This is a genomic window from Burkholderia sp. AU31624 (assembly GCF_020420065.1).
Lineage (GTDB): Bacteria > Pseudomonadota > Gammaproteobacteria > Burkholderiales > Burkholderiaceae > Burkholderia.
This window is the reverse complement of the sequence record NZ_JAIZRT010000005.1, coordinates 415806-441138: the sequence shown is the minus strand read 5'-3', so window position 1 is coordinate 441138 and position 25333 is coordinate 415806. Positions and strand designations below refer to the sequence as shown.

Sequence of the window (25333 nt, the reverse complement as noted above, 5' to 3'; positions counted from 1 at the left end):
CCAGTTCAGAACGACAATGGCACTCATCGTACACAAATACGGCGGCACTTCGATGGGCTCGGTCGAGCGCATCAAGAACGTCGCGAAACGCGTCGCAAAATGGCATCAGGCCGGGCACCAGATGGTGGTCGTGCCTTCGGCGATGTCCGGCGAAACCAACCGTCTGCTCGGTCTTGCGAAAGAGATTTCGAGCCAGCCGAGCCCGCGCGAGCTCGACATGATCGCGTCGACCGGCGAGCAGGTCAGCGTCGGCCTGCTGTCGATCGCGCTGCAGGAAATCGGCGTCGAGGCCGTGAGCTACGCCGGCTGGCAAGTGCCGATCAAGACCGACAGCGCGTTCACGAAGGCGCGCATTCACTCGATCGACGACGAACGCGTGAAGGCCGATCTGAATGCAGGCAAGGTCGTGATCATCACGGGCTTCCAGGGCGTCGATCCGGACGGCCACATCACGACGCTGGGCCGTGGCGGCTCGGACACGTCGGCGGTGGCGGTGGCGGCTGCGCTGGGTGCCGAAGAGTGCCTGATTTATACGGACGTCGACGGCGTCTACACGACCGATCCCCGCGTCGTCGAAGAGGCGCGCCGCCTCGATCGCGTGACGTTCGAGGAAATGCTGGAAATGGCCAGCCTCGGCTCGAAGGTCCTGCAGATCCGCTCGGTCGAATTCGCCGGCAAATACCAGGTGAAGACGCGTGTGCTGTCGAGCCTGACCGATCCGCTGATTGCGCTCGACGAAGAAATGCGCTCGGGCACCCTGATTACTTTTGAAGAAGACGAGACCATGGAAAAGGCAGTCATTTCCGGCATCGCGTTCCAGCGCGACGAAGCACGCATTGCTGTGATGGGCGTGCCCGACAAGCCGGGCATCGCATATCAGATCCTCGGCCCGGTCGCGGATGCGAACGTCGACGTCGACATGATCATCCAGAACCAGAGCGTCCAGGGCAAGACCGACTTCACGTTCACGGTCGGCCGCGGCGACTACCAGAAGGCGATGGACATCCTGACCAACCAGGTGAAGGGCCACGTGAGCGCCGAGTACGTGCAGGGCGACCCGAAGGTGTCGAAGGTGTCGGTCGTCGGCGTCGGCATGCGTTCGCACGTGGGCGTCGCGAGCAAGATGTTCCGCACGCTGTCGGAAGAGGGCATCAACATCCAGATGATCTCGACGTCGGAAATCAAGATTTCGGTGCTGATCGACGAGAAATACATGGAGCTGGCCGTCCGCGCGCTGCACAAGGCATTCGAACTCGACCAGGCATCGTGAATTTTTCATGATGCATTGAAGAAAATGCATTACGGAAATTGACGCGCGGTTCGAAACCCTATATTATTTCGTTCTCGTCGCACTGCCTCCCTGGTGCGAGCGAAAGTTTGGGAGACGTGGCCGAGAGGTCGAAGGCACTCCCCTGCTAAGGGAGCATCTGGGCCAAAACCTGGATCGAGGGTTCGAATCCCTCCGTCTCCGCCAAAAGCGGTGACAAAGCCCCGCAAGTTCTCGGACTTGCGGGGCTTTTTCTTTTTCGGGCGCCGCGGAGCGCCTGGTGCGGGATGTGGCTGGGATTCATTCGCCGGTGGATTCGGGCGGGGCTGGCGGTGTTCGATGCGTGTTTGGCTTGGGTTGAGCATCGCGACATGTCGCTTGTCGTTTGACGCAATTCAAGGTGTCGCTTTCAGCAAGCCCGCATCCCGTTCTGACCATCCTCGCTCATCGCCCGTCGACGGATTTGTCGGCAACCACGTGCCGTTACGCACGGCCAACAGAGCTAGCGGCATATGCTAGTCGACAGCATGCACGTGTATCGCAGGCGTCAGCAGATCATGCGCAGGGTCCCGACGATCATCGCGCAGCGTGTCGCGATGGAGCAGGGCAACGTTGCCGCTCGTGCTAGATCCGTTCCTTGCGTTCGACACGCACGCCGCGCCGCAGGATGTCGCGCATAACCACGATGCGCGCGTCCCAGCGCCCGCATCGAAGTCGGCGCAGCCCGCCGCGAGCGGCATGATCGACGCTAGCCGATGCCACGCGTGGAAGCCGCTTCTTCCAATTTCCTCCGCAACACGACCGTCATCACGCGATGAAGATGCACATGCGGGCCGCCTGAGTCATCGGCGATCGCGCTCGGGAACATGAAGGCGAGGTGAGGGCAACCATTCCCTCGACTTGCGTCGAGTAAAGCTGAGTGAAATAACAATGAAAGGTATCTTGTAAGCATTGAGAGCCGCCCACGCGCTACCTTGGCGACCGTCAATTATTTTGCTCAGACCCTTTGAAATAGGTCACCTGCGTCAAAAATGCGGCACTGCGTCGATTTTCGCGATCGACCTGATCGGGCAATACAAAAAATTACACATAAAAATCATGAGCATAGAGCTGCGATGAAAATCAATGCTCTGCTGCGCTGCAGAAAATAATCAATCGCCTTATGCTGGTTAACCCGATCGCATTTGAGCGGCGTCAAGTTTTCCGGTGATGCCGCTTTACATTTTGCCAACGCTGGCGATTCACGAAATCTACCTGTCGATTTGATTTCGTTCCTTTCGTCTCGCCTGTCCCCGATGCAGTGCGCGACTTCATCAAGGCCTTGTTGACATGCATGATTTCCCCTTCCTGAGCCTGGCCATCTGGGCTCCGATCCTGTTCGGCGCGTGCCTGCTGCGCGCCGGTTCCGACCATCATCCACGCCGTACCCGGCTGATCGCGCTCGTCGGCGCGCTGGTGGGGCTTGCGGCGGTCGTGCCGCTGGTTGCCGGTTTCGATGCGCACTCTGCCGCGATGCAGTTCGTCGAAAGCCGCAACTGGCTGGCGGCATTCAATTCCGGATGGCGGGTCGGCATCGACGGCGCGTCGCTGTGGCTCGTCGTGCTGACCGCGTTCACGACGCTCGTGGTGGTGGTGGCGTCGTGGGAGTCGGTCACGGTACGCGTCGCGCAGTACTACGCGTCGTTCCTGATCCTGTCGGGGCTGATGGTCGGCGTGTTCGTCGCGCAGGACGGGCTGCTGTTCTTCATCTTCTTCGAGGCGACGCTGATCCCGCTTTACCTGCTGATCGGCACGTGGGGGCGCGAGCGCCGCGTGTACGCGGCCGTGAAGTTTTTCTTCATCTCGTTCGCCGGCTCGCTGCTGCTGCTGATGGCGATGCTGTACCTGTACGCGCAGTCGCATACGTTCGACATGGCCGTATGGCGCACGCTGCAGCTCGGCTTCGCGCCGCAGTTGCTGGTGTTCCTCGGCTTCTTCGCCGCCTTCGCGGTCAAGGTGCCGATGTGGCCGGTCCACACGTGGCTGAGCGACGTCTACACCGACGGCCCGACCGGCGCCGCGCTGATGCTCGCGATGCTCAAGCTCGGCGGCTACGGGTTCCTGCGCTTCGCGCTGCCGGTCACGCCCGATGCGAGCCACTTCTTCGCACCGGCCGTGATCGCGCTGTCGCTGTTCGCGATCGTCTACGCGAGCCTGATCGCGCTTGCGCAGACCGATCTCGGCAAGCTGCTCGCGTATTCGACGGTCGCGCACATGGGGATCGTCACGCTCGGGCTGTTCCTGTTCAACCGGATCGGCGTCGAAGGCGCGATCGTCCAGCTCGTGTCGTACGGCTTCGTCGCGGGCGCGATGCTGTTGTGCGTGAACGTGCTCGTCGATCGCACGAAGCAGCGCGAGATTGCCGCTTACGGCGGCGTCGCGGGCGTGATGCCGCGCTTCGCGACCTTCACGGTGCTGTTCGCGATGGCCAACGTCGGCCTGCCGGGCACGTCGGGGTTCGTCGGCGAGTTCATGGTCATCATGGGCGCGATCCGCTTCAACTTCTGGATCGGCGCCATCGCGGCGCTGACGCTGATCCTCAGCGCGTCGTACACGCTGTGGATGCTCAAGCGCGTCGTGTTCGGCAAGGTCGCGAGCCAGCGGATCGCGAAGCTCGCCGACCTGAACCGTCGCGAGATCGTGATGTTCGCGTCGCTCGCGCTCGTGGTGCTGGCGGTCGGCATCGATCCGAAGCCGTTCACCGACGCGATCGATCCGACCGTCGGACGGCTGATCGAAGACGCGAGCCATTCGAAGCTGCCGACAGGGGACGGCCCTGCGCAGCCGCAGCCGTCGTACATGGCATCGACGCGCGGCTGATCGCGGCACGTCGCACGGAGTGGGGCGCACCGCACGGCGGTGCGGTCGTTGCGCGCGCATCGATTCCGTCGCGGTCCGGCGCACGCCGCGCCGGGCCGGCTTCCGGCTGCGTGAAATTGCCCCGCGACAATCTGTCTCACGGCAGTTTCTGCAATGATGATTTTCCGCATTAGCTGGTTTTTCATCGCACTCGCGCGACGTATGATTCGGCCACTTTCGTGGATCGAATGCGCATCGGGCATACGCAAACGGATTCAATGACCCTCGGGCTGTGTGATGAAAAGAAAAGCTTCAAAAGGCGGAGTGGCGCTGATGTCGATCGGCGCGGCTTTGAGCCTGTCAGGCTGTAATTTAGATGTACTAAATCCGAAAGGAAGCGTGGGCGCTGCCGAAAAGGCGCTGATCGCGACGTCCACCTGGGCGATGCTGATCGTCGTCGTGCCGGTGATCCTGCTCACGCTGTGGTTCGCGTGGCGTTACCGCGCGTCGAACCGCAACGCCACCTACGCGCCGAACTGGTCGCACTCGACCGCGATCGAGGTCGTGATCTGGACGGTGCCGACGCTGATCATCCTGTTCCTCGGCGTGCTCACGTGGAAAACCACGCACGAGCTCGATCCGTACAAGCCGCTCGAGTCGTCGGTGAAGCCGATCGACGTCGAGGTCGTCGCGCTCGACTGGAAGTGGCTGTTCATCTATCCGGAACTCGGCATCGCGTCGGTGAACCAGCTCGCGATTCCGGTCGGCACGCCGGTGAACTTCCGCATCACGTCGGATTCGGTGATGAACTCGTTCTTCATCCCGCAGCTCGGCGGCCAGGTTTACGCGATGGCCGGCATGCAGACGCGCCTGCACCTGATCGCCGACGAGCCCGGCAACTATGCGGGCACGTCCGCCAACTTCAGCGGCCGCGGCTTCTCCGACATGAAGTTCCGCACGCTCGCCGAGCCGCGCGAACAGTTCGATGCATGGGTGCAGAAGGTGAAGGCGTCGCCGGACCGGCTCGACGCGACCGTGTACGGCACCGTCGCGCAGCCGAGCGAGAAGGCGCCCGTGCGCTACTTCTCGTCGGTCGATCCGCGGCTCTTCCACAACATCATCGCGAAATACAACGATGGCCACGTCCTCGACCTGAAGGACGCCGCCTGCGGCACGAAGGGGTAACGCATGTTCGGCAAACTCACACTCTCGGCGATCCCGTTCGATCAGCCCATCATCATGGGGGCCGGCGCCTTCATGGGGCTGGTCGTGCTGGGCATCCTCGCCGCGCTGACGATCACCGGCCGGTGGAAATGGCTGTGGACGCAATGGCTGACCACGGTCGACCACAAGAAACTCGGCGTGATGTACATCATCGTCGCGCTGATCATGCTGCTGCGCGGCTTCGCGGACGCGATCATGATGCGCATGCAGCTCGCGCTCTCGTACAACGGGCCCGGCTACCTGCCGCCGCACCACTATGACCAGGTCTTCACGGCACACGGCGTGATCATGATCTTCTTCATGGCGATGGTGTTCATGGTCGGCCTGATGAACCTGATCGTGCCGCTGCAGATCGGCGCGCGCGACGTCGCATTCCCGTTCATCAACTCGCTGTCGTTCTGGATGACGGCCGTCAGCGCGATCCTGATCAACATCTCGCTCGTGATCGGCGAATTCGCCCAGACGGGCTGGCTCGCGTATCCGCCGCTGTCGGAGCTGCAGTTCAGTCCGGGGGTAGGGGTCGACTACTACCTGTGGGCGCTGCAGATCTCGGGCGTCGGCACGCTGCTGACCGGCGTGAACTTCTTCGTGACGATCATCAAGATGCGCGCGCCGGGCATGACGCTGATGAAGATGCCGGTGTTCACGTGGACCGCGCTCTGCACGAACGTGCTGATCATGGCGTCGTTCCCGATCCTGACCGCGACGCTCGCGCTGCTCGGCCTCGACCGTTACCTCGGCATGCACTTCTTCACAAACGAAGCCGGCGGCAACGCGATGCTGTACCTGAACCTGATCTGGGCATGGGGTCACCCCGAGGTGTACATCCTGATCCTGCCGGCGTTCGGCATTTTCTCGGAAGTCATCTCGACGTTCGCGAAGAAGCCGCTGTTCGGCTACAAGACGATGGTGTACGCGACCTGCGCGATCATGGTGCTGTCGTTCCTCGTGTGGCTGCACCACTTCTTCACGATGGGCTCGGGTGCGAACGTGAACGCGTTCTTCGGCATCATGACGATGATCATCGCGATCCCGACCGGCGTGAAGGTGTTCAACTGGCTGTTCACGATGTACCGCGGCCGGATCGAATTCACGACGCCCGTGCTGTGGACGATCGGCTTCATGGTCACGTTCACGCTCGGCGGCATGACCGGCGTGATGATGGCGATCCCCGGCGCGGACTTCGTGCTGCACAACAGCCTGTTCCTGATCGCGCACTTCCACAACGTGATCATCGGCGGCGTGCTGTTCGGCTATCTCGCGGGCTTCAACTACTGGTTCCCGAAGGCGTTCGGCTTCAAGCTGAACGAGAAGCTCGGCAAGGCGGCGTTCTGGTTCTGGCAGATCGGTTTCTACGTTGCGTTCGTGCCGCTCTACGTGCTCGGCTTCATGGGCATGACGCGCCGGATCAACCATTACGACAACCCGGCCTGGCATCCGTGGCTGCTGGTCGCCGCATTCGGCGCCGTGTTGATCGCGATCGGCATTGCATGCCAGCTGCTGCAGCTGGTGGTCAGCATCCGCAACCGCAACCTGCCCGCGTACCGCGATACCACGGGCGATCCGTGGGGCGGCCGCACGCTGGAGTGGGCGACCTCGTCGCCGCCGGCCGACTACAACTTCGCGGTGATCCCGCAAGTGCGCACGCTCGACGCGTATGCGGACATGAAGGCACACGGCGAAGGCCGGCCGAACCCAGCGGCGATTCGCGATATCCACATGCCGTCGAATACCTGCGCGGGCCTCGTGGTCGCGATCTTCAGCCTGGTGCTCGGCTTCGCGCTGGTGTGGCACATCTGGTGGATGGCGATCGGCGGGCTCGTCGGGATTGTCACGACGCTCGTGATCTACAGCTCGCGTGACAACGACGGCTATTACATCCCCGCGTCGACGGTGCGGAAGATCGAAGACAAGCAGCCGACGAAGCGCGTGGCTGCGCGCGTCGACGACGTGGAACTGGAGGCCAACTGATGTTGCAGAAAACCTTGAGCGCAACCCTGCTCGAGCACGACGACCATCCGCCGTCGCATTCGGTGTTCGGGTTCTGGCTGTACCTGATGACCGACTGCGTGATCTTCGCGGCGCTGTTCGCGACGTTCGCGGTGCTCGGCCAGCAGTATGCGGGCGGCCCGACCGCGAAAGACCTGTTCGATATCCCCGGCGTCGCGGTGGAAACGGGCGCGCTGCTGCTGTCGAGCATCACGTACGGTTTCGCGATGCTCGCCGCGTACAAGCAGCGGCGCGGCGCGCTGCTCGCGTGGCTCGCGGTGACGTTCGTGCTCGGTGCGGCGTTTCTCGTGATGGAACTGCGCGAGTTCTCGCACCTGATCGCGGAGGGCGCGGGCCCGCAGCGCAGCGCGTTCCTGTCGGCGTTCTTCACGCTGGTCGGCACGCACGGGCTGCACGTGACGGCCGGCCTGCTGTGGATGATCGTGCTCGCCGGGCAGATCGTGTTGCGCGGCGGCGACCTGACCGATCGCGACCTGCGACGCCTGACGTGCCTGAGCCTCTTCTGGCACTTCCTCGACATCGTGTGGATCTGCGTGTTTTCCTTTGTCTATCTTGCGAGCGTGATCTAAATGGCCCATTCGCATTCGTCTCAACTCGAAGAAGGGCACGGCAGTGTCGGCGGCTACGTCGCGGGTTTCATCCTGTCGGTGCTGCTCACGGCCGCGTCGTTCGGCCTCGTGATGGGCGGCGTGCTGTCGCCGCACGCGTCGCTGGTCGCGCTGGCCGTGCTCGCGTTCGTGCAGATCGTCGTGCACCTCGTGTACTTCCTGCACATGAACGGCTCGTCGGGGCAGCGCTGGAACGTGATGGCGTTCAGCTACACGGTGCTGACCGCGGCGATCCTGATCGTCGGCACGCTGTGGGTGATGCACAACGTCAGCATGAACATGATGTCGCGCTGAGCGGCAGCCAAGCGCAGCGGTAGCAATCCATGCGCGTTCATGCAGAAAAGGCGGCACTCGCGTGCCGCCTTTTTTGCTTTTCCCGGCCGTATTGTGCCGGGTGGCGGGATCAGTGCCGGGCGCCCGCATCGGCGGTCAGCGCATGCGAACAGTCCGCACGATACTCGGCGGCGAGCCGATCTTTCGCACCGTCGAGATCGTCGGGGTAATACGGGCTTGCATGCGCTGGTTCGTAGCCGACCCGTTCGAGTTCGGTCAGTTCGCGCACGAGGTCCGCATGCGTGACGTCGTGGCCGGTGTGGACGAACGGATACGCGTTGCATTCCTGCGGCGTCAGGTGCGGTGCCGCGAACGCGGCGGTGCTGGCGCATGCGAGCAGCATGCAGGCGATGGTAGTCGACAGTTTCATCCGGTAGCTCCTGATTGCGCGGCCCGATGCCGCATGACGTCAGCGTAGGCGGCGTGCACGACGGGGTGGGCGACGCCCGGATGAAACATGTTTCACCCGTGCGCCACGGCGCCGGATGAAGCATTTTTCATGTAACGCCGGACGGCGATCGAGGCGGCTACGATAGTCGCGGGCGCATCGCGTGCGCCCGTCATGACGTTCATTGCGAGGGCAACCATGCGAGTACTGACGGTCGAGGATGATGCGGTGACCGCGAACGAAATCGTCGGCGAGCTGACCGCGCGCGGGTTCGAGGTCGACTGGATCGACAACGGCCGCGAAGGCATGCTGCGCGCGATGAGCGCATCATACGACGCGATCACGCTCGACCGGATGCTGCCGGGCGCGGATGGCCTCGCGATCCTGACCGCGATGCGCACGGTCGGCATCGATACGCCGGTGCTGATGCTGAGCGCGCTCGGCGATGTCGACGAGCGCATCCGCGGGCTGCGCGCGGGCGGCGACGATTACCTGACGAAGCCGTTCGATTCCGGCGAGCTGAGCGCCCGCATCGAGGTGCTGCTGCGTCGCCGGCAGGCGTCGGGCGTGCCGCAGCAGACGCTGTTGAAGGTCGGGGCGCTCGAGCTCGATCTCATTTCGCGCTGCGCGCGTCGCGGGGCCGACGAGATTCCGCTGCTACCGACCGAGTTCCGCGTGCTCGAATTCATGATGCGCAATGCGGGGCAGACGATCACGCGCACGATGCTGTTCGAGACGGTATGGGGTTATCACTTCGATCCCGGCACCAACCTGATCGATGTCCACATGGGCCGGTTGCGCAAGAAGATCGATCCGCCCGGCGTGACCCCGATGATCCAGACGGTGCGCGGCTCGGGCTACATGCTCGCATGACGGAGGCCCGGATGGATGCGGCTCGCGCGGCGAACTTCACGCGCCGCTGGCACACGACGACGTTTCGGTGGCTGTGCGCGTATGCGGCGATCTTCTCGGTTTCGCTGCTCGTGCTCGCGGGCGTGATCAGCGTGGCCGCGACGCACACGATGGCGCGCGACACCGACGAGGTGCTCGCATGGCAACTGATCTATTTCGATTCGATTCCCGATGCCGCGCTGCCGCTCGCGATCCACCGGCGGCTCGAGCACGAGCACATGCATACCAGTTTCTACGGGCTGTTCGACGCGAACGGGCGCCGCGTGGCCGGGGACATCGCGACGCCGCCCGCGCTGCGCACGGATCGCCACGGACGCACGCTGAACCGCACGCTTGCGCCGCTCGACGGCCAGCCCGCGCCGATCACGCGCGCGATGGCGGTACGCCGCGACAACGGGATGACGCTGGTCGTCGCACGCGACCTGTCCCATTTCATCCAGATCCGCGATGTCGCGATCCGCGGGCTCGTGATCGGCGGCGTGATGATCCTGATCGCGGGCATCGCGGGCGGCAGCATGCTCGGCATGCGGCAGATGCGCCGGGTCGCCGCGATCCGGCGCGTCACGCGGCAGATCGCCGAGGGCGATCTCGGCAAGCGGCTGCCGGTCGGACGCTACGACGAACTCGACCTGCTCGCGCATCTCGTGAACCACATGCTCGACGAAGTCGAGCGGCTGATGGGCGAGGTGCGTCATACCTGCGACGGCATCGCGCACGATCTGCGTACGCCGCTCGCACGCGTGCACACGATGCTGGCCCGGCTCGCGGAGCAGCCGTTTTGCGCGGGCGACCCTGCGTCGTCGGCATTGCTCGCGTCGGCGCGCGACGAGACCGACCGCTTGCTCGAGCGCTTTCGCGCGATGCTGCGCATCTCCGAGATCGGCACGCTGAGCCGCCGTGGCGGCTTTGCCGCGGTCGACGTCGCGGCCTTGCTGCGCGACGTTTGCGAGCTCTATGAGCCGCTGGCCGAAGCCGTCGACGTGTCGTTCGAACTCGCTTCAGCATCGGTCGACCGCATTCATGGCGATCGTGCGTTGCTGTTCGAGGCATTCAGCAATCTCGCGGACAACGCGATCAAGTTCACGCCGCCGGGTGGCCGCGTGCGCGTCGCGCTCCATTCGACGACGAACGGGCCGCTCGTGCGGATCGAGGACACCGGGCCCGGCATCCCGCCCGGCGAACGCGACGCGGTGCTCGAGCGTTTCTATCGCGGCGAGCGCACGCGCCATGTGAGCGGCTCGGGGCTGGGGCTGAGCATCGTCTCGGCGGTGATGCGCGTGCACGGCTTTGCGCTGCGGATCGGCGATGCACCGCTGGCCGGTGCGGCGATCACGGTCGAATGCTGGCCGCGCTCGCTCGCGTGACGGCGTCGGGGAACGAGCGATGCGCATCCTGCTGATTTCCCCGCCGAACCCAGAGGCGGCGCGGCTCGACAAGGCCTTTCGCGAGAGCACGCATGGCGTCGAGCGCGTCGATGGATGGCGCGATGGCTGCTTCGTGGCGACCCAGGACCGGTTCGATGCCATCGTGATCATTGCGCCCGATACCGCTGCCGACCCCGCGATGCTCGAGGCATTGCCGCGACTCGCCGTATCGGCGGGCGGCGCGACGATTGCCGCGATCGTGGCCGGGACGACACCTGCGCAGCGCGCGCGGATGTTGCTGGCCGGCTGCGATGTGTGTCTTGCCCATCCCTGTTCGTTCGTGGAGCTGCACGAGCGGTTGCGTGCGCTGTGGCGCCGCAACGGTGTCATCGCGATGCGCGAGTCGGTCCGGCTCGACGTGGCCGCGCGCGCACTCGAGGAGCAGGGCCGGAGGCTGGCGCTCAGCATGCGGGAATTTCGTCTCGTCGAATGCCTGCTGCGCGAAGCGGGGCGACCGGTCGGGCGCGATGCCGTGCTGCGTTATGCATGGGGCGATGCCGACGTCGAACCCGAGACGGTCAATGCGCTGGTCGTGCGGTTGCGGCGCAAGCTGGCCGCACATGCGTTTTCCGCGCGCATCGAAACGGTCGCGCGATTCGGGTTCAGGTTCGACGTGGGCGGGTGACGGAGCGGCATCGCGCCGTTCCTGGCAGATGGCACACATGCCGCGCGTCGCGCGGCAGGTTCGATTGCGTGCGCTCAGTGCGAATAGAGTTCGCGGTTGAGCTGCGCGAGCTGGCCGTCGCGTTCGGCGCGGACAAGTTCGCGATACACCTGCGCGCGTGTCAGCGGCGTGGCCGGTCGCGCGTTCCATGCCGGTTGCGACGACAACGATGCGGAAGCGGTCGCGGCGTACGTCTGCGGCGCAGTCGCGGTGTCGGGCTGCGTTGCGCTGGCCCGGCCGGGCAGCGCGACGCACAGGGCGGAGAGCAGGGTGGCGAACATCAATGTCTTCATGGCGTGATCCTTTTCAAGTGACAGTGGCCGGTGCTGCGATGACGATGCCGGCAGGATCGACGTTATCGAATGCGCCCGTGCGGGCACCGGGCGCGCCGATGAAGAAACGTTCATGAACGCGCGTCGTGCCAGCCGCCGCCGAGCGCACGCACGAGCCCGACGGATACCTGCAGGCGTCGGGCGTCGACGTCGAGCGCCGCGATCTGCGTATCGAGTTCGGTCGTCTGCGCGGTGACCACGTCGAGATAGCTGACCGCGCCGTCGCGATAGCGCGACATCGCCAGCGCAAGCGAATGCCGCGCCGCGACGAGCGCCGCGTCGTCGTGGTCCGATTCGTCGCCGAGGCGGTGCAACTGCGCGAGATCGTCCTCGACGTCGCGGAATGCCTGCAGCACGACCGCGCGGTAGCGCGCGCCCTCTTCGTCGAACTGCGCGCGCGCATGGCGTACGCCGGCGGCACGCCGGCCCCCGTCGAACAGCGTCATCGCGAGACGCGGCCCGATCGACCAGATCTCGTTGGGCGCGGCGAGCCACGGCGAAAACGTATCGCTCTGGAACCCGGCGTCGAGGCCGAGCGACAGGTCGGGAAAGTACGCGGCGCGTGCGACGCCGATCCGCGCGTTCGCGGCCGCGACGCGGCGTTCGGCGGCGGCGACGTCGGGCCTGCGTTCGAGCAGCGTCGACGCGAGTCCGGTCGGAATCGACGGCACGCCCGGCAGCGCCGCAACGGGCGGCAGCGAGAACGTCGACGCGGATTCCCCGACGAGTGCCGCGATCGCATGCTCGTCGAGCGCGCGACGAGCGGCGATGTCGGACGCACGCGCCTGGGCGAGCGCGAGTTGCGTTTGCGCACGCGAAACGTCGAGCCCCGATGCGAGGCCGCCGCGATGGCGACTGACCGTCAGTTGCCATGCACGACGGTACGTGTCGATCGTTTGCGCGAGCGTGTCCGCTTCACGGTCGAGCCCCGCGAGGTCGAAGTAGGTGCTGGCGACGGCGGCCTGCAGGCTGAGCCGGACCGACGCGAGGTCGTCGTCGGCCGCCTGCGCGTCGTCGCGGCCGGCCGCGACCGCGTTGCGGACCTTGCCCCAGAGATCGACGTCGTAACCGAATCCCGCTTCGAGCGTGTTCGACTCATAGGTGTCGGGCTGGCCGCTGCCGCGCAGCGGCCGGCGCGCGGACTGACGGTCGCGATCGGTCTCGGCATCGATGCCCACGGCCGGCAGCAACGCCGCATGCGCCTCGTCGAACAGCGCGGCGGCTTCGTCGTGCCTTGCGACGGCGGCGGCGAGGTCGGGATTCGCGCGTGCGACGAGCGGTTCGAGCCGGTCGAGTGTCGCGTCGCCGTACACGCGCCACCAGCCGTCACGAGGCAGGCGATCGGCTGGTACGGCATCGACCCACGCGCCCGTTTCGCGAAACGCGGTCGGCACCGGAACTGCTGGCGCGCGATAGGCCGGCGCCAACGAGCAGCCGGCGAGCAGCGCGACGCTGCCCAGCCACACAGCGAGCAGACGGTCAGCCATGCGCACGCTCCGTCGCCGTGGTGCCGGCGATACGCACGGGGTCGCCGTCCGCGAGCGAATCGGGCGGATTGTCGATCACGCGGTCGGTGGCCGCGAGCCCCGATGCGATCTCGACACGCGTGCCGAGATCGGTCGCGATCGATACGGTGCGCAGCCGCGCATGCCCGGTCGCATCGAGCACGGCGACTTGCAACCCGTCGTGGCGGAAGATCAGCGTGCTTGCCGGAATCGACAGCGCATGCGCGGCGCCGGGCATCGCGATCCGCACCTGCGCGTACTCGCCCGGGAACAGCGTGCCTGCTGGATTGGCGATCGAGAACTGCGCGAGCAGCGTGCCGGAAGCCGGATCGATCGATTGGGCGGAATCCGCGAGCGTGGCGTCGAACGTCATGCCGGGGCGCTCGGGCACGGTCAGCGCGACACGCATGCCTGCGCGGATCGCGGCCGCGTCGTCTTGCGGAATGTGGACGTACAGCCGCAGCCGCCGCGCGTCCGAGACGGTGAAGAGTTCGGCGCCGTTGCCGCTGCCCGCGTCGATCAGCGCGCCGACATCGGTCTTGCGGGCCGTCACGATGCCGTCGAACGGCGCGGTGAGCCGCTTGAACGATTCGAGCGCTTCGAGCCGTCGCACGTTGGCGGTGCTTGCCGCGACGGCCGCGCGTTTCGCGTCGAGGTCGCTGCGTTTCTCGTCGGCCTCCTGCTGCGAGACGGAATCCTGCGCGAGCATCTCGGCCCAGCGAGCGGCCGTGACGGCCGCAAGCCGTTCGTTCGCGTTCGCGCTCTGCAGGTCCGCGCGTGCCTGCTGCAATTGCTGGTCGAGATCGGGCGTGTCGATCGACGCGAGCAACTGGCCGGCTTTCACATGCGCGCCGATGTCGGCATACCACGCGTGCAGGTAGCCGGGCACGCGCGCGTAGATCGGCGCGTCGACGTACGCGTCGAGCCGGCCGGGCAGCACCAGCGCGTCGGCCGCGGCCGGCTGCGGCGCAACCGTCGCGACGGTCGGGATCGCCTGTTGCACGGTCCAGGCGGCGACCGCGTGCGCATCGTTCACGCGGGCGACGACGCCGGCCGCCGCGACGGCGAGCGCGGCGATGGCGCCCGCGATCGCGAGCGGTTTCAGGTAGCGCGGCGTGCCAGGAGGGCGGACTTCGAATTCAGTGGACATGCTGTTCTCCCGGAGTGAGGGGCAGGGATTCGGAACGAGGCGCGCGATCGCGCCGGTGGACGAGGCTGAACACGACGGGCACGAACACGAGCGTCGCGACGGTCGCGCACAGCAGGCCGCCGATGACCGCGCGGCCGAGCGGCGCGTTCTGCTCGCCGCCGTCGCCGAGACCGAGGGCCATCGGCGCCATGCCGATGATCATCGCGAGTGCGGTCATCATCACGGGCCGAAAGCGCGTGAAGCCGGCTTCGAGCGCGGCGACGGCCGCATCGGCGGTGTGCGCGAGCCGTTCGCGCGCGAACGTCACCACGAGGATGCTGTTCGCGGTCGCGACGCCCATGCACAGGATCGCGCCGGTCAAGGCCGGCACCGACAGCGGCGTGCGCGTGACGAACAGCATCCAGACGATGCCGGCCAGCGCCGCGGGCAGGCCGCTCACGATCACGAATGCGTCGCGCCACGAATGGAAGTTGACGACGATCAGCAGGTAGATCAGCAGGATCGCGCCGGCGAGGCCCGCGAGCAGCCCGCCGAATGCGCCGTTCATCGTCTGTACCTGGCCGCGCACGGTCACGCGCGATCCCTTGGGCAAGCCGGCCGCGCTCGTGTGCAGTACGCGTTCGATGTCGGCGCTGACCGCACCGAGATCGCGGTCCTGCGTCGTCGCGAAGATGTCGTACAGCGGGGCGATGTCGTAGTGCGACACGACCGCGTCGGTCTGTCCGCGCACGATCGTCGCGAGCCCGCCGAGCAGTTGCGGCGCGCCCGAGCGGCCCGTTACCGGCAGCGCGCGCAGGTCCGCCAGCGATGTCATCCGGTACTGGGGCGTCTGCGCGACGATCGGATACGACACGCCGTTGTGCGGATCGAGCCAGTAGGTGGGCGACACCTGGCTCGTGCCGGACAGGCTCGCGACCACGGCATTGGTGACATCCTGCTCGGTGATGCCGAGTTGCGCGGCCCGCGTGCGGTCGACCGATACGGTGAACTGCGGATAGGTCGACGCCTGCTGCACGCGCGCGTCGGCCACTCCCGGCACGCTGCGGATGCGTCGCAACAGCTCGGTCGCATAGGTGTGGTTGGCGGCGCGATCGGGGCCCGTCACCTGCACGTCGATCGGTGCGGGCGCACCGAAGTTGAGGATCTGGCTCACGATGTCGGCGGGCAGGAACGAGAACGTCACGCCGGGAAACGCGCGCGGCAGCCGCGTACGCAACTGCTTGACGTAGTCGGCGGTCGGCGCGTGGTCGCCCGTGAGCGATACGAGGATGTCGCCGTCCTGCGGGCCGATCGTGCCGCTGTTGCTGTACGTGAGGTTGATCCCGCTGTTCGGCAGCCCCATGTTGTCGACGATGCTCGCGATCGCGTGCGGCGGCACGACGCCGCGCACCGTCTGCTCGACGTGGTCGAACAGCGCGGCCGTCTCCTCGATGCGTGTGCCGATCGGTGCGCGCACGTGAATCGCGATTTCGCCTGCGTCGACCGACGGGAAGAAGTTGCGGCCGAGCCACGGCACCAGCACGAACGACACCGCGACCGCCGCGAGGAACAGCGCGACGAAACGCGCACGGTGGACGAGTGCGAGACCGAGCACGACGCGGTAGCCGGCGCGCAGTGCCGCGAAGCGGCGCTCGAACCCTTGCTGGAACGCGACGAGCGGATTGCGTGCGCATGGCGGCGGGAACGGCGCACCATGCGGCGCGAGCGCGGCCGCCGGATGCGCGGCATGCGGTTTCAACAGGTAGCGGGCCATCATCGGCACGAACGTGCGCGACAGCACGAACGACGCGATCATCGCGAAGATCACGGCTTCGGCCATCGGCACGAACAGGAAGCGGGCCACGCCGTCGAGCAGCAGCATCGGCACGAACACGATGCAGATGCACAGTAGCGACACGAAGGCCGGTGCGACGATCTGCGACGCACCGTCGAGGATCGCATCGCGCACCGCCTTGCCCTGTTCGAGGTGCCAGTTCACGTTCTCGATCGTGACGGTGGCATCGTCGACGAGAATGCCGACCGCGAGCGCGAGTCCGCCGAGCGTCATCACGTTGAGCGTCTCGCCCGCGGCCGCGAGCGCCGCGATCGCGGCCAGCACGGCGAGCGGAATGGACGCGGCGATGATCAGCGTCGAGCGCCAGCTGCCGAGGAACAGCAGGATCATCGCGGACGTGAGCGCGGCGGCGATCAGGCCTTCACGGGCCACGCCGCTGACGGCGCCCTTGACGAACACGGACTGGTCGCCCATCACGACGAGCCTGAGCGACGGCGGCAGGGTCGCCTCGATGCGCGGCAACTGCGCCTTGACGCCCGAGATGATGTCGAGCGTCGACGCCGAACCGCTTTTCAGCACGCTCATCAGCACCGCGCGCCGGCCGTCGACGCGCACGATGTTGCCCTGCGGCGGATAACCGTCGCGCACGTGCGCGACGTCACGCATGAAGATCACCGCGCCGTTCACGCTCCGGATCGGCAGTGCATTGAGCTGGTCGATGGTCAGCGGGCTGTCGTTGAGCCTGATGTTGTACTCGAAGCCGCCGATCTTCTGCGTGCCGGCCGGGATGATCTGGTTCTGCTGCGCCAGCGCGGTCGCGACGTCCTGTGCGGACAGCCCCTTGGCCTGCAGCGCCTGCGGATCGAGATCGATCTGCACCTGGCGCACCTTGCCGCCGTACGGCGACGGAATCGCGACCCCCGCGACGGACAGCAACTGCGGCCGGATCACGTTGGTCGCGTAGTCGCCGAGCTGCTGTTCGTTCAGCGTGTCGCTCGTCAGCGCCAGCTGCAGCACGGGCACGGTCGATGCGTTGTAGTTGAGGATCTGCGGCGGCGTGGTGCCCGGCGGCATCTGCTTGAGTACCGTCTGCGAAATCGACGTGACCTGCGCGGTCGCGGTGCGGATGTCGACGCTCGGCTGGAAGAAGATCTTGACGATCCCGAAGCTGCGGAACGACTGCGACTCGATGTGCGCAACGTCGTTGACCGTCGTGCCGAGCGTGCGCTCGTAGTAGGTGACGATGCGTCCGGCCATGTCGGCCGGCTGCAGGCCCGCGTAGTTCCACACCACGCTGATGACCGGAATCCGGATGTCGGGGAAGATGTCGGTCGGCGTGCGCAGCGCCGCGAGCGGCCCCGCGATCAGGATCAGCAGCGCGAGGACGATGAACGTGTAGGGGCGCGCAAGCGCGAGTCGGACGAGTTTCAGCATCGGCAAGGTCTCCGCCGGCGCGGGGCGCCGGCCTGTCAGCGAAGTGCCGAAGCGCGGCGGGCGCCCGGTTCGGCTCGCGCAGTGTGCGTGGCGCCGCTTAACGCGGGGCGCGGGGCAGGATGAAAGATGTTTTAGGAATGGGGCGTGAGGGGGCGGGGCGGGCGACGATTGTTACAAGACGTTAGCGCGGGCTTACCGTTGCGATGCGGCGCATCAGTTCTTACAAAGTGGAAATATGCGGGGACGGCGCTTGCCGTTATAGTCGAATCACACATGAAACAACCAGAAGAGGAATCCATGAAGACCTTGCGTGTTGCCTCGCTCTTGACCGGTATGACGGCCTTGCTCGTGTCGGGCGCAGCAATGGCGGGAGTCAATGTCGGGATCAATCTCGGCGTTCCGGCGCCGGTCTACGTCGCGCCCGCACCCGTGTATGCGCCGCCGCCTCCGCCGCCGGTCGTCTATCAGCCTGCGCCGGTCTACGCGCCGGCCCCTGTATATGCACCGGGACCGGCCATCGTGATCGGCTGGCACGGCGACCGCTACTGGGACGGCCGCCGCTACTGGGGCCGTGACGAGTGGTATCGCCATCACGGCCGTGGCTGGGGCGATCGTGGCGATCGTGGCCACTGGGACAACGGCCGCCACAACGGCTGGCGCTGATCGGCAGGGCGCGCCCCTGATGCGCGCCTCCGATCCGCTCGTGAAGAAACCGCCCGCGTGGCGGTTTTCTTTTGGCTCGCTGGCTTGAATGGGTAGAATCGTCCCTCGTTACTCCCCTCATTCGACCGACAGGGCCTCTATGACGAAGGGTTCGCCCCGGGCCGCCGCCGCGCGCGTCCGCCGTGCGGCACGAACTGCCGGCCGCGCGGCCGCGGTGTTCGTGCTGCAAACGGTGCTGGCCGCGACCGCTGCGCACGCGGCCTACGCCATTGCGCAGTACGGCGAGCCGAAGTATCCGCCGGGCTTCAAGCATTTCGACTACGTCAACCCCGACGCGCCGAAGGGCGGCACGCTCGTGCTGGCGAACCCGAACCGGCTGACGTCGTTCGACAAGTTCAACCCGTTCACGATGCGCGGCAACCCCGCGCCGGGCATCGACATGCTGTTCGAGAGCCTCGCGACCGGCAGCTCGGACGAGCCGGCCTCCGCATACGGGCTGCTCGCCGACGACATCGACATCGCGCCGGACCGCCGGTCGGTCACGTTTCACCTGAATCCGCGCGCGCGCTTCTCGAACGGCGAGCGCGTCACCGCCGACGACGTCAAGTTCTCGTTCGACACGCTGAAGAGCAAGCAGGCTGCGCCGCAGTTCGGCGCCTATTTCGCGGAGATCGCGAAGGCCGTGGTCGTCGATCCGGCCACCGTGCGCTTCGAGTTCCGCAGCGCGAACCGCGAATTGCCGCTGATCGCAGGCGGCGTGCCGGTGTTTTCCCGCAAGTGGGGATTGCGCGCGGACGGCTCGCGCATCCCGTTCGACCAGCTCGCGTTCGAGCAGCCGATCGGCAGCGGCCCGTACGTGATCGACCATTACGACAACGGCCGGACGATCACTTACCGGCGCAACCCGGCGTACTGGGGCGCCGACCTGCCGGTGCGGGTGGGCACCAACAACTTCGAGCGGATCGTCTACAAGCTGTACGGCGACGGCGTCGCGCGGCTCGAGGCGTTCAAGGCCGGCGAATACGACGTGCTCGTCGAGTACATCGCGCGCAACTGGACGCGCCGCGACGTCGGCAAGCGCTTCGACAACGGCGAGCTGGTCAAGCGTGAATTCCGCCAGCACAACGGCGCCGGCATGCAGGGCTTCTTCATGAACCTGCGCCGGCCGCTGTTTCGCGACGTGCGCGTGCGCCAGGCGCTCGACCTCGCGTTCGACTTCGAATGGCTGAACCGCCAGTTGTTTTACAGCGCCTACACGCGGATGAACAGCTACTTCGCCGACACCGACCTGCAGGCGACCGGCACGCCGGGCCCCGGCGAGCTGAAGCTGCTGGAGCCGCTGCGCGAGCAGCTCGACCCGGCCGTGTTCGGTCCGGTGGTCACGCAGCCGAACACGAATCCGCCGGGCTCGCTGCGCGCGAACCTGCTGAAGGCGCGCGCACTGCTCGCGCAGGCTGGTTGGACCTATCGGGACGGCGCGTTGCGCAACGCGAAGGGCGAGCCGTTCACGTTCGAGATCCTCGACGATTCCGGCGCGGCAATGGAAGGGATCGTGGCGGCGTATCAGCGCAATCTGGCGAAGCTCGGCATCGACGCACGTTTTCGCACGGCCGATTTCGCGCTGCTGCAAAAGCGTCTCGACGCGTTCGACTACGACATGACGACGATCCGCCTGCCGGGCGTGCAGGTGCCGGGTGCCGAGCAATACTCGCGTTACGCGAGCAAGTTCGCCGACGAGCCGGGCTCCGACAACTTCATCGGGTTGAAGTCGCCGGCCGTCGACGCGCTGCTGCACGCGCTCGGTACCGCGCAGACGCGCGAAGACCTGCTCGACGCGACGCACGCGCTCGACCGTGTGCTGATGCACGGCTACTACGCGGTCCCGCAGTGGTACAGCACGACGCACCGGGTCGCGTACAAGCGCACGCTTGCCTATCCGCAGACGCTGCCGCTGTACTATTCGGCCGAGGGCTGGGTCGTGTCGACGTGGTGGGCGAAGCCCGATCACTGAACCGCGCCGCCCTGACGTCCCATCCCGCCTACCGATCGCGAGTCGACGCCCTATGTGGAGCTACATCCTCAAACGCCTGCTGCTGATGATCCCGACGCTCATCGGCGTGCTGACCCTCACGTTCGCGGTGATCCAGTTCGTGCCGGGCGGCCCCGTCGAACAGGCCGTGCAGGAATTGCGCAAGGGCGCGACGGAGCAGGGCGCGGTGCCGTTCGGGATGCGTGCGCACACCGGCGTCGACGCGCAGCAGCTCGCGCAGCTCAAGGCGCTCTACGGCTTCGACAAACCGCCGCTGGAGCGCTACTGGCTGATGCTCAAGCGCTTCGCGCGCTTCGATCTCGGCGAAAGCTACTTCCGCCACCAGAGCGTGTGGTCGCTGGTCGTGCAGAAGCTGCCCGTGTCGATCAGCATCGGGCTGTGGACGTTCTTCCTCACGTACCTGATATCGGTGCCGCTCGGCATCGCGAAGGCCGTGCGCAACGGCTCGCCGTTCGATGTCGCGACGAGCCTCGTCGTGCTCGTCGGCTATGCGATTCCGGGCTTCGTGCTCGGCGTGCTGCTGCTCGTGCTGTTCGGCGGCGGCTCGTTCTGGCAGCTGTTCCCGCTGCGCGGGCTCACGTCGGACAACTTCGCGCAGCTGTCGCTCGTCGGCAAGGTGCTCGACTATCTGTGGCACATCGCGCTGCCGATCACGGCGTCGGTCGTCGGCAGCTTCGCGGTCGTCACGATGCTGACGAAGAATGCGTTCCTCGACCAGATCCGCCGGCAATACGTGCTGACCGCGCGTGCGAAGGGGCTTTCCGAGCGCAACGTGCTGTGGAAGCACGTGTTTCGCAATGCGATGCTGCCGCTGATCGTCGGCTTTCCGGCCGCGTTCATCGGCGCGTTCTTCACCGGCAGCCTGCTGATCGAGACGCTGTTCTCGCTCGACGGCCTCGGGCTGCTGTCGTACGAGTCGGTCGTGCGGCGCGACTATCCGGTCGTGCTCGGCACGCTCTATCTGTTCACGCTGATCGGGCTCGCGACCAAGCTGATCTCCGATCTCTGCTATGTGTGGGTCGATCCGCGCATTCAATTCGACACCCTGGAGCGCTGACATGAAACCGTCCGTCTGCATGCCCGGCGTCACCGGGCGAGGTGCGCGATGAACCGGGCCGTCGTGTCCTCCCGCATCGATGCGGCGCGCGCCCGCGTGTCGCCGTCGCCCGCGCGCCGCGTATGGCAGCGCTTCCGGCAGCAACGCCTCGGCTACTGGAGCTTCGTGATCTTTTTCGTGGCGTTCGCCGTGAGCGTGGCGGCGCCGCTGTGGTCGAACGACAAGCCGCTCGTCGTGCGTTACGACGGCCAGACCTATTTCCCGCTGTTCCACGCGTATCCGGAGACGACCTTCGGCGGCGACTTCCCGACGCCGGCCGACTATCTCGATCCATACGTGCGCAAGCGGCTCGAGGCGCCCGGCAACTTCGTCGTCTACCCGCCGAACCTCTACTACTACGACACGCTGAACTATTTCTCGAACGTGCCGAACCCCGCGCCGCCGTCGCGTGCGAACTGGCTCGGCACCGACGCGCAGGGGCGCGACCTGCTCGCGCGGCTCGTGTACGGGTTCCGCGTGTCGGTCGAGTTCGGGCTGATCCTGACCGTGATCGGCACGCTGCTCGGGATCGCCGCGGGCGCCGTGCAGGGCTTCTTCGGCGGGCGCATCGACATCGTCGGGCAGCGGCTGATCGAGATCTGGAGTTCGCTGCCCGAGCTGTACCTGCTGATCATCTTCGCGTCGATCTTCGAGCCGAGCTTCCTGCTGCTGATCGTGCTGCTGTCGCTGTTCGGCTGGATCGGGCTCGCCGACTACGTGCGCGCGGAATTCCTGCGCAACCGCACGCAGGACTACGTGCGTGCGGCGCGCGCGATGGGCCTCACGAACTGGCAGATCATCTGGCGCCACGTGCTGCCGAACAGTCTCACGCCGGTGATCACGTTCCTGCCGTTCCGGATGAGCGGCTCGATCCTCGCGCTCACGAGCCTCGATTTCCTCGGGCTCGGCGTGCCGCCGCCGACCCCGAGCCTCGGCGAGCTGCTCGCGCAGGGCAAGGGCAACCTCGACGCGTGGTGGATCTCGCTGTCGACCTTCGGCGTGCTGGTCGCGACGCTGCTGCTGCTGACCTTCATGGGCGATGCGCTGCGCAACGCACTCGACACGCGGATTGCCGATTCGGTGCGCGCGGCGGGAGGCCAGCGATGAGCGAACCGGTCGTATCGACGCAGCGCGAGCCGCTGCTGGCGCTCGAGCATCTGCACGTGCGCTTCGGCGACACGGTCGCGGTGGACGACGTGACGCTCGCGATCGGCCGCGGCGAGCGCGTCGCGCTGGTCGGCGAGTCGGGGTCGGGCAAGAGCGTGACCGCGCTGTCGATCCTGCGGCTGTTGCGCGACGCGGACGTGAGCGGCACGATCCGCTTTGCCGGGCAGGACCTGACGGCCAAGAACGAGCGCGAGATGCGCGGGTTGCGCGGCTCGGACATCGCGATGATCTTCCAGGAGCCGATGACCGCGCTCAACCCGCTGTATACGATCGGCGTGCAGATCGGCGAGACGATCGTGCTGCACGACGGCGTCTCGGCGGTCGAGGCGCGCAAGCGCGCGATCGCGTTGCTTGCGCGCACGGGCATCGCGGAGCCGGAGAAGCGCGTCGACAGCTATCCGCACCAGTTGTCGGGCGGCCAGCGCCAGCGCGCGATGATCGCGATGGCGCTCGCCTGCCGGCCGCGGCTGCTGCTGGCCGACGAGCCGACCACCGCGCTCGACGTGACGATCCGCGCGCAAATCGTCGACCTGCTGCTGGAATTGCAGCGCGAGGAGGCGGAAAAGCGCGGCATGGCGATCCTGCTGATCACGCACGACCTGAATCTCGTGCGGCACTTCGCGGATCGTGTCGCGGTGATGGAGCACGGCCGGCTCGTCGAGAGCGGGCCCGTCGAACGGATCTTCGCGGAACCCGAGCATCCGTACACGCAGCGGCTCTTGAACAGCCGGCCGCAACGCGCGGTCACGCCGGTGATGCCGATCGCGCCCGTCGTGCTCGACGCGCAGCACGTGAGCGTGCAGTTCGCACGCAAGCGGCCGGGCATCGCGGGCTGGTTCGGCTCGGTGCCGGTGACGGCCGTAGCCGACGTGTCGGTGTCGGTGCGGCAGGGCGAGACGCTCGGCATCGTCGGCGAATCGGGGTCGGGAAAGTCGACGCTCGCGATGGCGCTGCTCGGCCTGCAGAAGACGGCCGGCGGCACGATCGAATTCCAGGGGCGCGCGCTGTCGACCTATCGCGGCCGCGAACAGACCGCGCTGCGCTCGAACATGCAGGTCGTCTTTCAGGATCCGTTCAGTTCGCTTTCGCCGCGTCACACGATCGAGCGGATCGTCGGCGAGGGGCTCGAGCTGCATCGCCCGGACATGACGCCCGACGCGCGGCGTGAGAAGTCGCTCGCGGTGCTGCGCGAAGTCGGCCTCGACCGCACGGTGCTGCACCGTTATCCGCACGAATTCTCGGGCGGGCAGCGCCAGCGGATCGCGATCGCGCGGGCGCTGGTGCTGGAGCCGCGCATCCTGATCCTCGACGAGCCGACGTCCGCGCTCGACGTGTCGATCCAGCAGCAGGTGCTGAAACTGCTCGCGAATTTGCAACAGAAATACAACCTCGGCTATGTCTTCATCAGCCATGACCTCGAGGTGATCGGGGCGATGGCGCACCGCGTCGCGGTGATGCAGGACGGGGCTGTCGTCGAGTCGGGAGAAGTGGCCGACATCTTCGCCAGGCCGTCACATCCTTACACACAAAAGCTGTTGAAAGCGGTCTGGAAAGCGTGATAGGCGGCCAATGGTCTGACTATCTCGATTGTATTTATTAATTTGTTTTGACAAACGATTACGCGCTGGCTAGTATCGACCGAAATTTTCCGCCAATCAGCTGATTTTTAAGCACATTCCATCGACCAATGCAGCATCGATCCCTGACCCAGGCATGCGCGCGCACCATCGCCGGGCTGTTCATCGGCGCCCTGTTCGCAGCAGCACCCGGCGCGTTCGCCGACGAAGTCAGCAGTTTTAACCAGAATGTCACGAATTCGACGCAGAGCGCGTCGAATGCCTCCCTCCAGCAGACCAGCGCGCAGCCGTCGAGCGGCGGCGCGAAGTCGTTCCTCGCGGGCATGGCCGGCAAGGCAGGCGATGTGGTCGTCGGTGCGCTGAACATGATCGGCGTGCGTTATCGCTGGGGCGGTAACTCGCCGGATTCGGGCCTCGACTGCAGCGGCTTCGTGCGCTACGTGTTCCAGGACACCCTCGGCATGTCGCTGCCGCGTCGTGCGGAAGAGATGAGCCGCGTCGGCGAGAAGGTGAGCATGAGCAACCTCAAGCCGGGCGACCTCGTGTTCTTCAACACGATGCGCCGTACGTTCTCGCACGTCGGCATCTACATCGGCGACAACAAGTTCGTGCACTCGCCGTCGACGGGCAGCACCATCCGCGTCGACGATCTCGACAGCGGCTACTGGGAAAAGCGTTTCACCGGCGCGCGCCGGCTCGAATCGGAGTTCCCGATGAAGCCGGAAGACCTGCGTCAGCGCGTGCGCGCGACGATCGGCGACGATTCCGCGAACGGCAACAACTGACGTTCGACGGCCGGTCCGGCCGGATCGAAAAAAACCCTGTCACCGAAAGGCGGCAGGGTTTTTTGTTTTGGGGCGGTGCGAACGGCGGGCTGAAAACCGTCGCGCCGTCGGCGGGCCGGCGCGCGCCGGCCT

At 66.2% G+C, this 25333-nt stretch carries 20 protein-coding genes and 1 tRNA gene; 16 read left to right on the top strand and 5 right to left on the bottom strand.

Going from position 1 to position 25333, the window contains the following annotated elements; translation table 11 throughout:
- The first annotated feature begins 16 nt into the window (after positions 1–16).
- The 7 genes from LGM89_RS21100 (at position 17) to cyoD (ending at position 8241) form a co-directional block, all read left to right on the top strand.
- Positions 17–1270 carry an aspartate kinase gene (locus LGM89_RS21100; protein WP_174941919.1) on the top strand — a complete coding sequence of 418 codons (1254 nt, stop codon included), beginning with the start codon at positions 17–19 and terminating at the stop codon, positions 1268–1270.
- Positions 1271–1380: 110 nt separating this feature from the next.
- Positions 1381–1474: transfer RNA gene (locus LGM89_RS21095), tRNA-Ser, on the top strand.
- Positions 1475–2596: 1122 nt separating this feature from the next.
- On the top strand, positions 2597–4126 hold the full coding sequence (locus LGM89_RS21090) for a complex I subunit 4 family protein (protein ID WP_069248321.1): 1530 nt from the start codon (positions 2597–2599) through the stop codon (positions 4124–4126).
- Between the two features lie 276 nt (positions 4127–4402).
- Positions 4403–5290 carry a ubiquinol oxidase subunit II gene (gene cyoA / locus LGM89_RS21085; RefSeq protein ID WP_039342567.1) on the top strand — a complete coding sequence of 296 codons (888 nt, stop codon included), beginning with the start codon at positions 4403–4405 and terminating at the stop codon, positions 5288–5290.
- A gap of 3 nt (positions 5291–5293) precedes the next feature.
- Complete coding sequence (gene cyoB / locus LGM89_RS21080) at positions 5294–7300, top strand: cytochrome o ubiquinol oxidase subunit I (protein WP_226273790.1); 2007 nt, start codon at positions 5294–5296, stop codon at positions 7298–7300.
- Positions 7300–7908, top strand: coding sequence for a cytochrome o ubiquinol oxidase subunit III (gene cyoC / locus LGM89_RS21075; protein WP_089440477.1), 609 nt, complete (start codon positions 7300–7302; stop codon positions 7906–7908). Before cyoB ends, cyoC begins: the two co-directional genes overlap by 1 nt.
- Positions 7909–8241 carry a cytochrome o ubiquinol oxidase subunit IV gene (cyoD, locus tag LGM89_RS21070; protein ID WP_009692722.1) on the top strand — a complete coding sequence of 111 codons (333 nt, stop codon included), beginning with the start codon at positions 7909–7911 and terminating at the stop codon, positions 8239–8241.
- A gap of 109 nt (positions 8242–8350) precedes the next feature.
- Here the strand turns inward: cyoD and LGM89_RS21065 are convergent, their stop codons facing one another.
- Positions 8351–8650: a DUF4148 domain-containing protein gene (locus tag LGM89_RS21065; protein ID WP_226273789.1), complete on the bottom strand. Its 300-nt coding sequence runs from the start codon at positions 8648–8650 to the stop codon at positions 8351–8353.
- A gap of 216 nt (positions 8651–8866) precedes the next feature.
- Between LGM89_RS21065 and LGM89_RS21060 the strand changes: the two genes are divergently transcribed.
- Genes LGM89_RS21060 through LGM89_RS21050 form a run of 3 tightly spaced genes read left to right on the top strand, consistent with a single transcriptional unit; the run spans position 8867 to position 11629 of the window.
- The gene (locus LGM89_RS21060; RefSeq protein ID WP_039342574.1) at positions 8867–9541 is read left to right on the top strand and encodes a response regulator transcription factor; all 675 of its coding nucleotides are present in this window, start codon (positions 8867–8869) and stop codon (positions 9539–9541) included.
- Between the two features lie 11 nt (positions 9542–9552).
- Positions 9553–10944, top strand: a complete 1392-nt coding sequence (locus tag LGM89_RS21055) for a sensor histidine kinase (RefSeq protein WP_226273788.1) — start codon at positions 9553–9555, stop codon at positions 10942–10944.
- A 19-nt stretch (positions 10945–10963) separates the two neighbouring features.
- A complete protein-coding gene (locus LGM89_RS21050; protein WP_319001508.1) occupies positions 10964–11629 on the top strand; it encodes a response regulator transcription factor in 666 nt (221 codons plus the stop codon).
- Positions 11630–11703: 74 nt separating this feature from the next.
- On the opposite strand, the gene LGM89_RS21045 is transcribed toward LGM89_RS21050, so the two are convergent.
- The 4 genes from LGM89_RS21045 to LGM89_RS21030 all read right to left on the bottom strand — a co-directional run bounded on the left by LGM89_RS21045 (position 11704) and on the right by LGM89_RS21030 (position 17863).
- On the bottom strand, positions 11704–11961 hold the full coding sequence (locus LGM89_RS21045; RefSeq protein WP_226206922.1) for a DUF4148 domain-containing protein: 258 nt from the start codon (positions 11959–11961) through the stop codon (positions 11704–11706).
- 110 nt (positions 11962–12071) lie between these two features.
- Entirely contained in the window at positions 12072–13487 is a 1416-nt protein-coding gene (locus LGM89_RS21040) for an efflux transporter outer membrane subunit (RefSeq protein ID WP_226273786.1), read from the bottom strand.
- The gene (locus LGM89_RS21035) at positions 13480–14655 is read right to left on the bottom strand and encodes an efflux RND transporter periplasmic adaptor subunit (RefSeq protein WP_226273785.1); all 1176 of its coding nucleotides are present in this window, start codon (positions 14653–14655) and stop codon (positions 13480–13482) included. Before LGM89_RS21035 ends, LGM89_RS21040 begins: the two co-directional genes overlap by 8 nt.
- Positions 14645–17863, bottom strand: coding sequence for an efflux RND transporter permease subunit (locus tag LGM89_RS21030; RefSeq protein WP_226273784.1), 3219 nt, complete (start codon positions 17861–17863; stop codon positions 14645–14647). Before LGM89_RS21030 ends, LGM89_RS21035 begins: the two co-directional genes overlap by 11 nt.
- A 297-nt stretch (positions 17864–18160) precedes the next feature.
- Between LGM89_RS21030 and LGM89_RS21025 the strand changes: the two genes are divergently transcribed.
- From LGM89_RS21025 to LGM89_RS21000, 6 genes are all read left to right on the top strand, one after another.
- Positions 18161–18526 (top strand): hypothetical protein, encoded by a 366-nt coding sequence (locus tag LGM89_RS21025; protein ID WP_089440468.1) that lies wholly within the window; start codon positions 18161–18163, stop codon positions 18524–18526.
- Positions 18527–18665: 139 nt separating this feature from the next.
- Complete coding sequence (locus tag LGM89_RS21020; protein ID WP_206148952.1) at positions 18666–20537, top strand: extracellular solute-binding protein; 1872 nt, start codon at positions 18666–18668, stop codon at positions 20535–20537.
- A 52-nt stretch (positions 20538–20589) separates the two neighbouring features.
- Entirely contained in the window at positions 20590–21633 is a 1044-nt protein-coding gene (locus tag LGM89_RS21015; protein WP_089440466.1) for a microcin C ABC transporter permease YejB, read from the top strand.
- 48 nt (positions 21634–21681) lie between these two features.
- A complete protein-coding gene (locus tag LGM89_RS21010) occupies positions 21682–22779 on the top strand; it encodes an ABC transporter permease (RefSeq protein ID WP_226273783.1) in 1098 nt (365 codons plus the stop codon).
- A complete protein-coding gene (locus tag LGM89_RS21005) occupies positions 22776–24398 on the top strand; it encodes an ABC transporter ATP-binding protein (RefSeq protein WP_226273782.1) in 1623 nt (540 codons plus the stop codon). Before LGM89_RS21010 ends, LGM89_RS21005 begins: the two co-directional genes overlap by 4 nt.
- Positions 24399–24526: 128 nt before the next feature.
- Complete coding sequence (locus tag LGM89_RS21000) at positions 24527–25201, top strand: C40 family peptidase (RefSeq protein WP_089495124.1); 675 nt, start codon at positions 24527–24529, stop codon at positions 25199–25201.
- Positions 25202–25333: the final 132 nt, after the last annotated feature.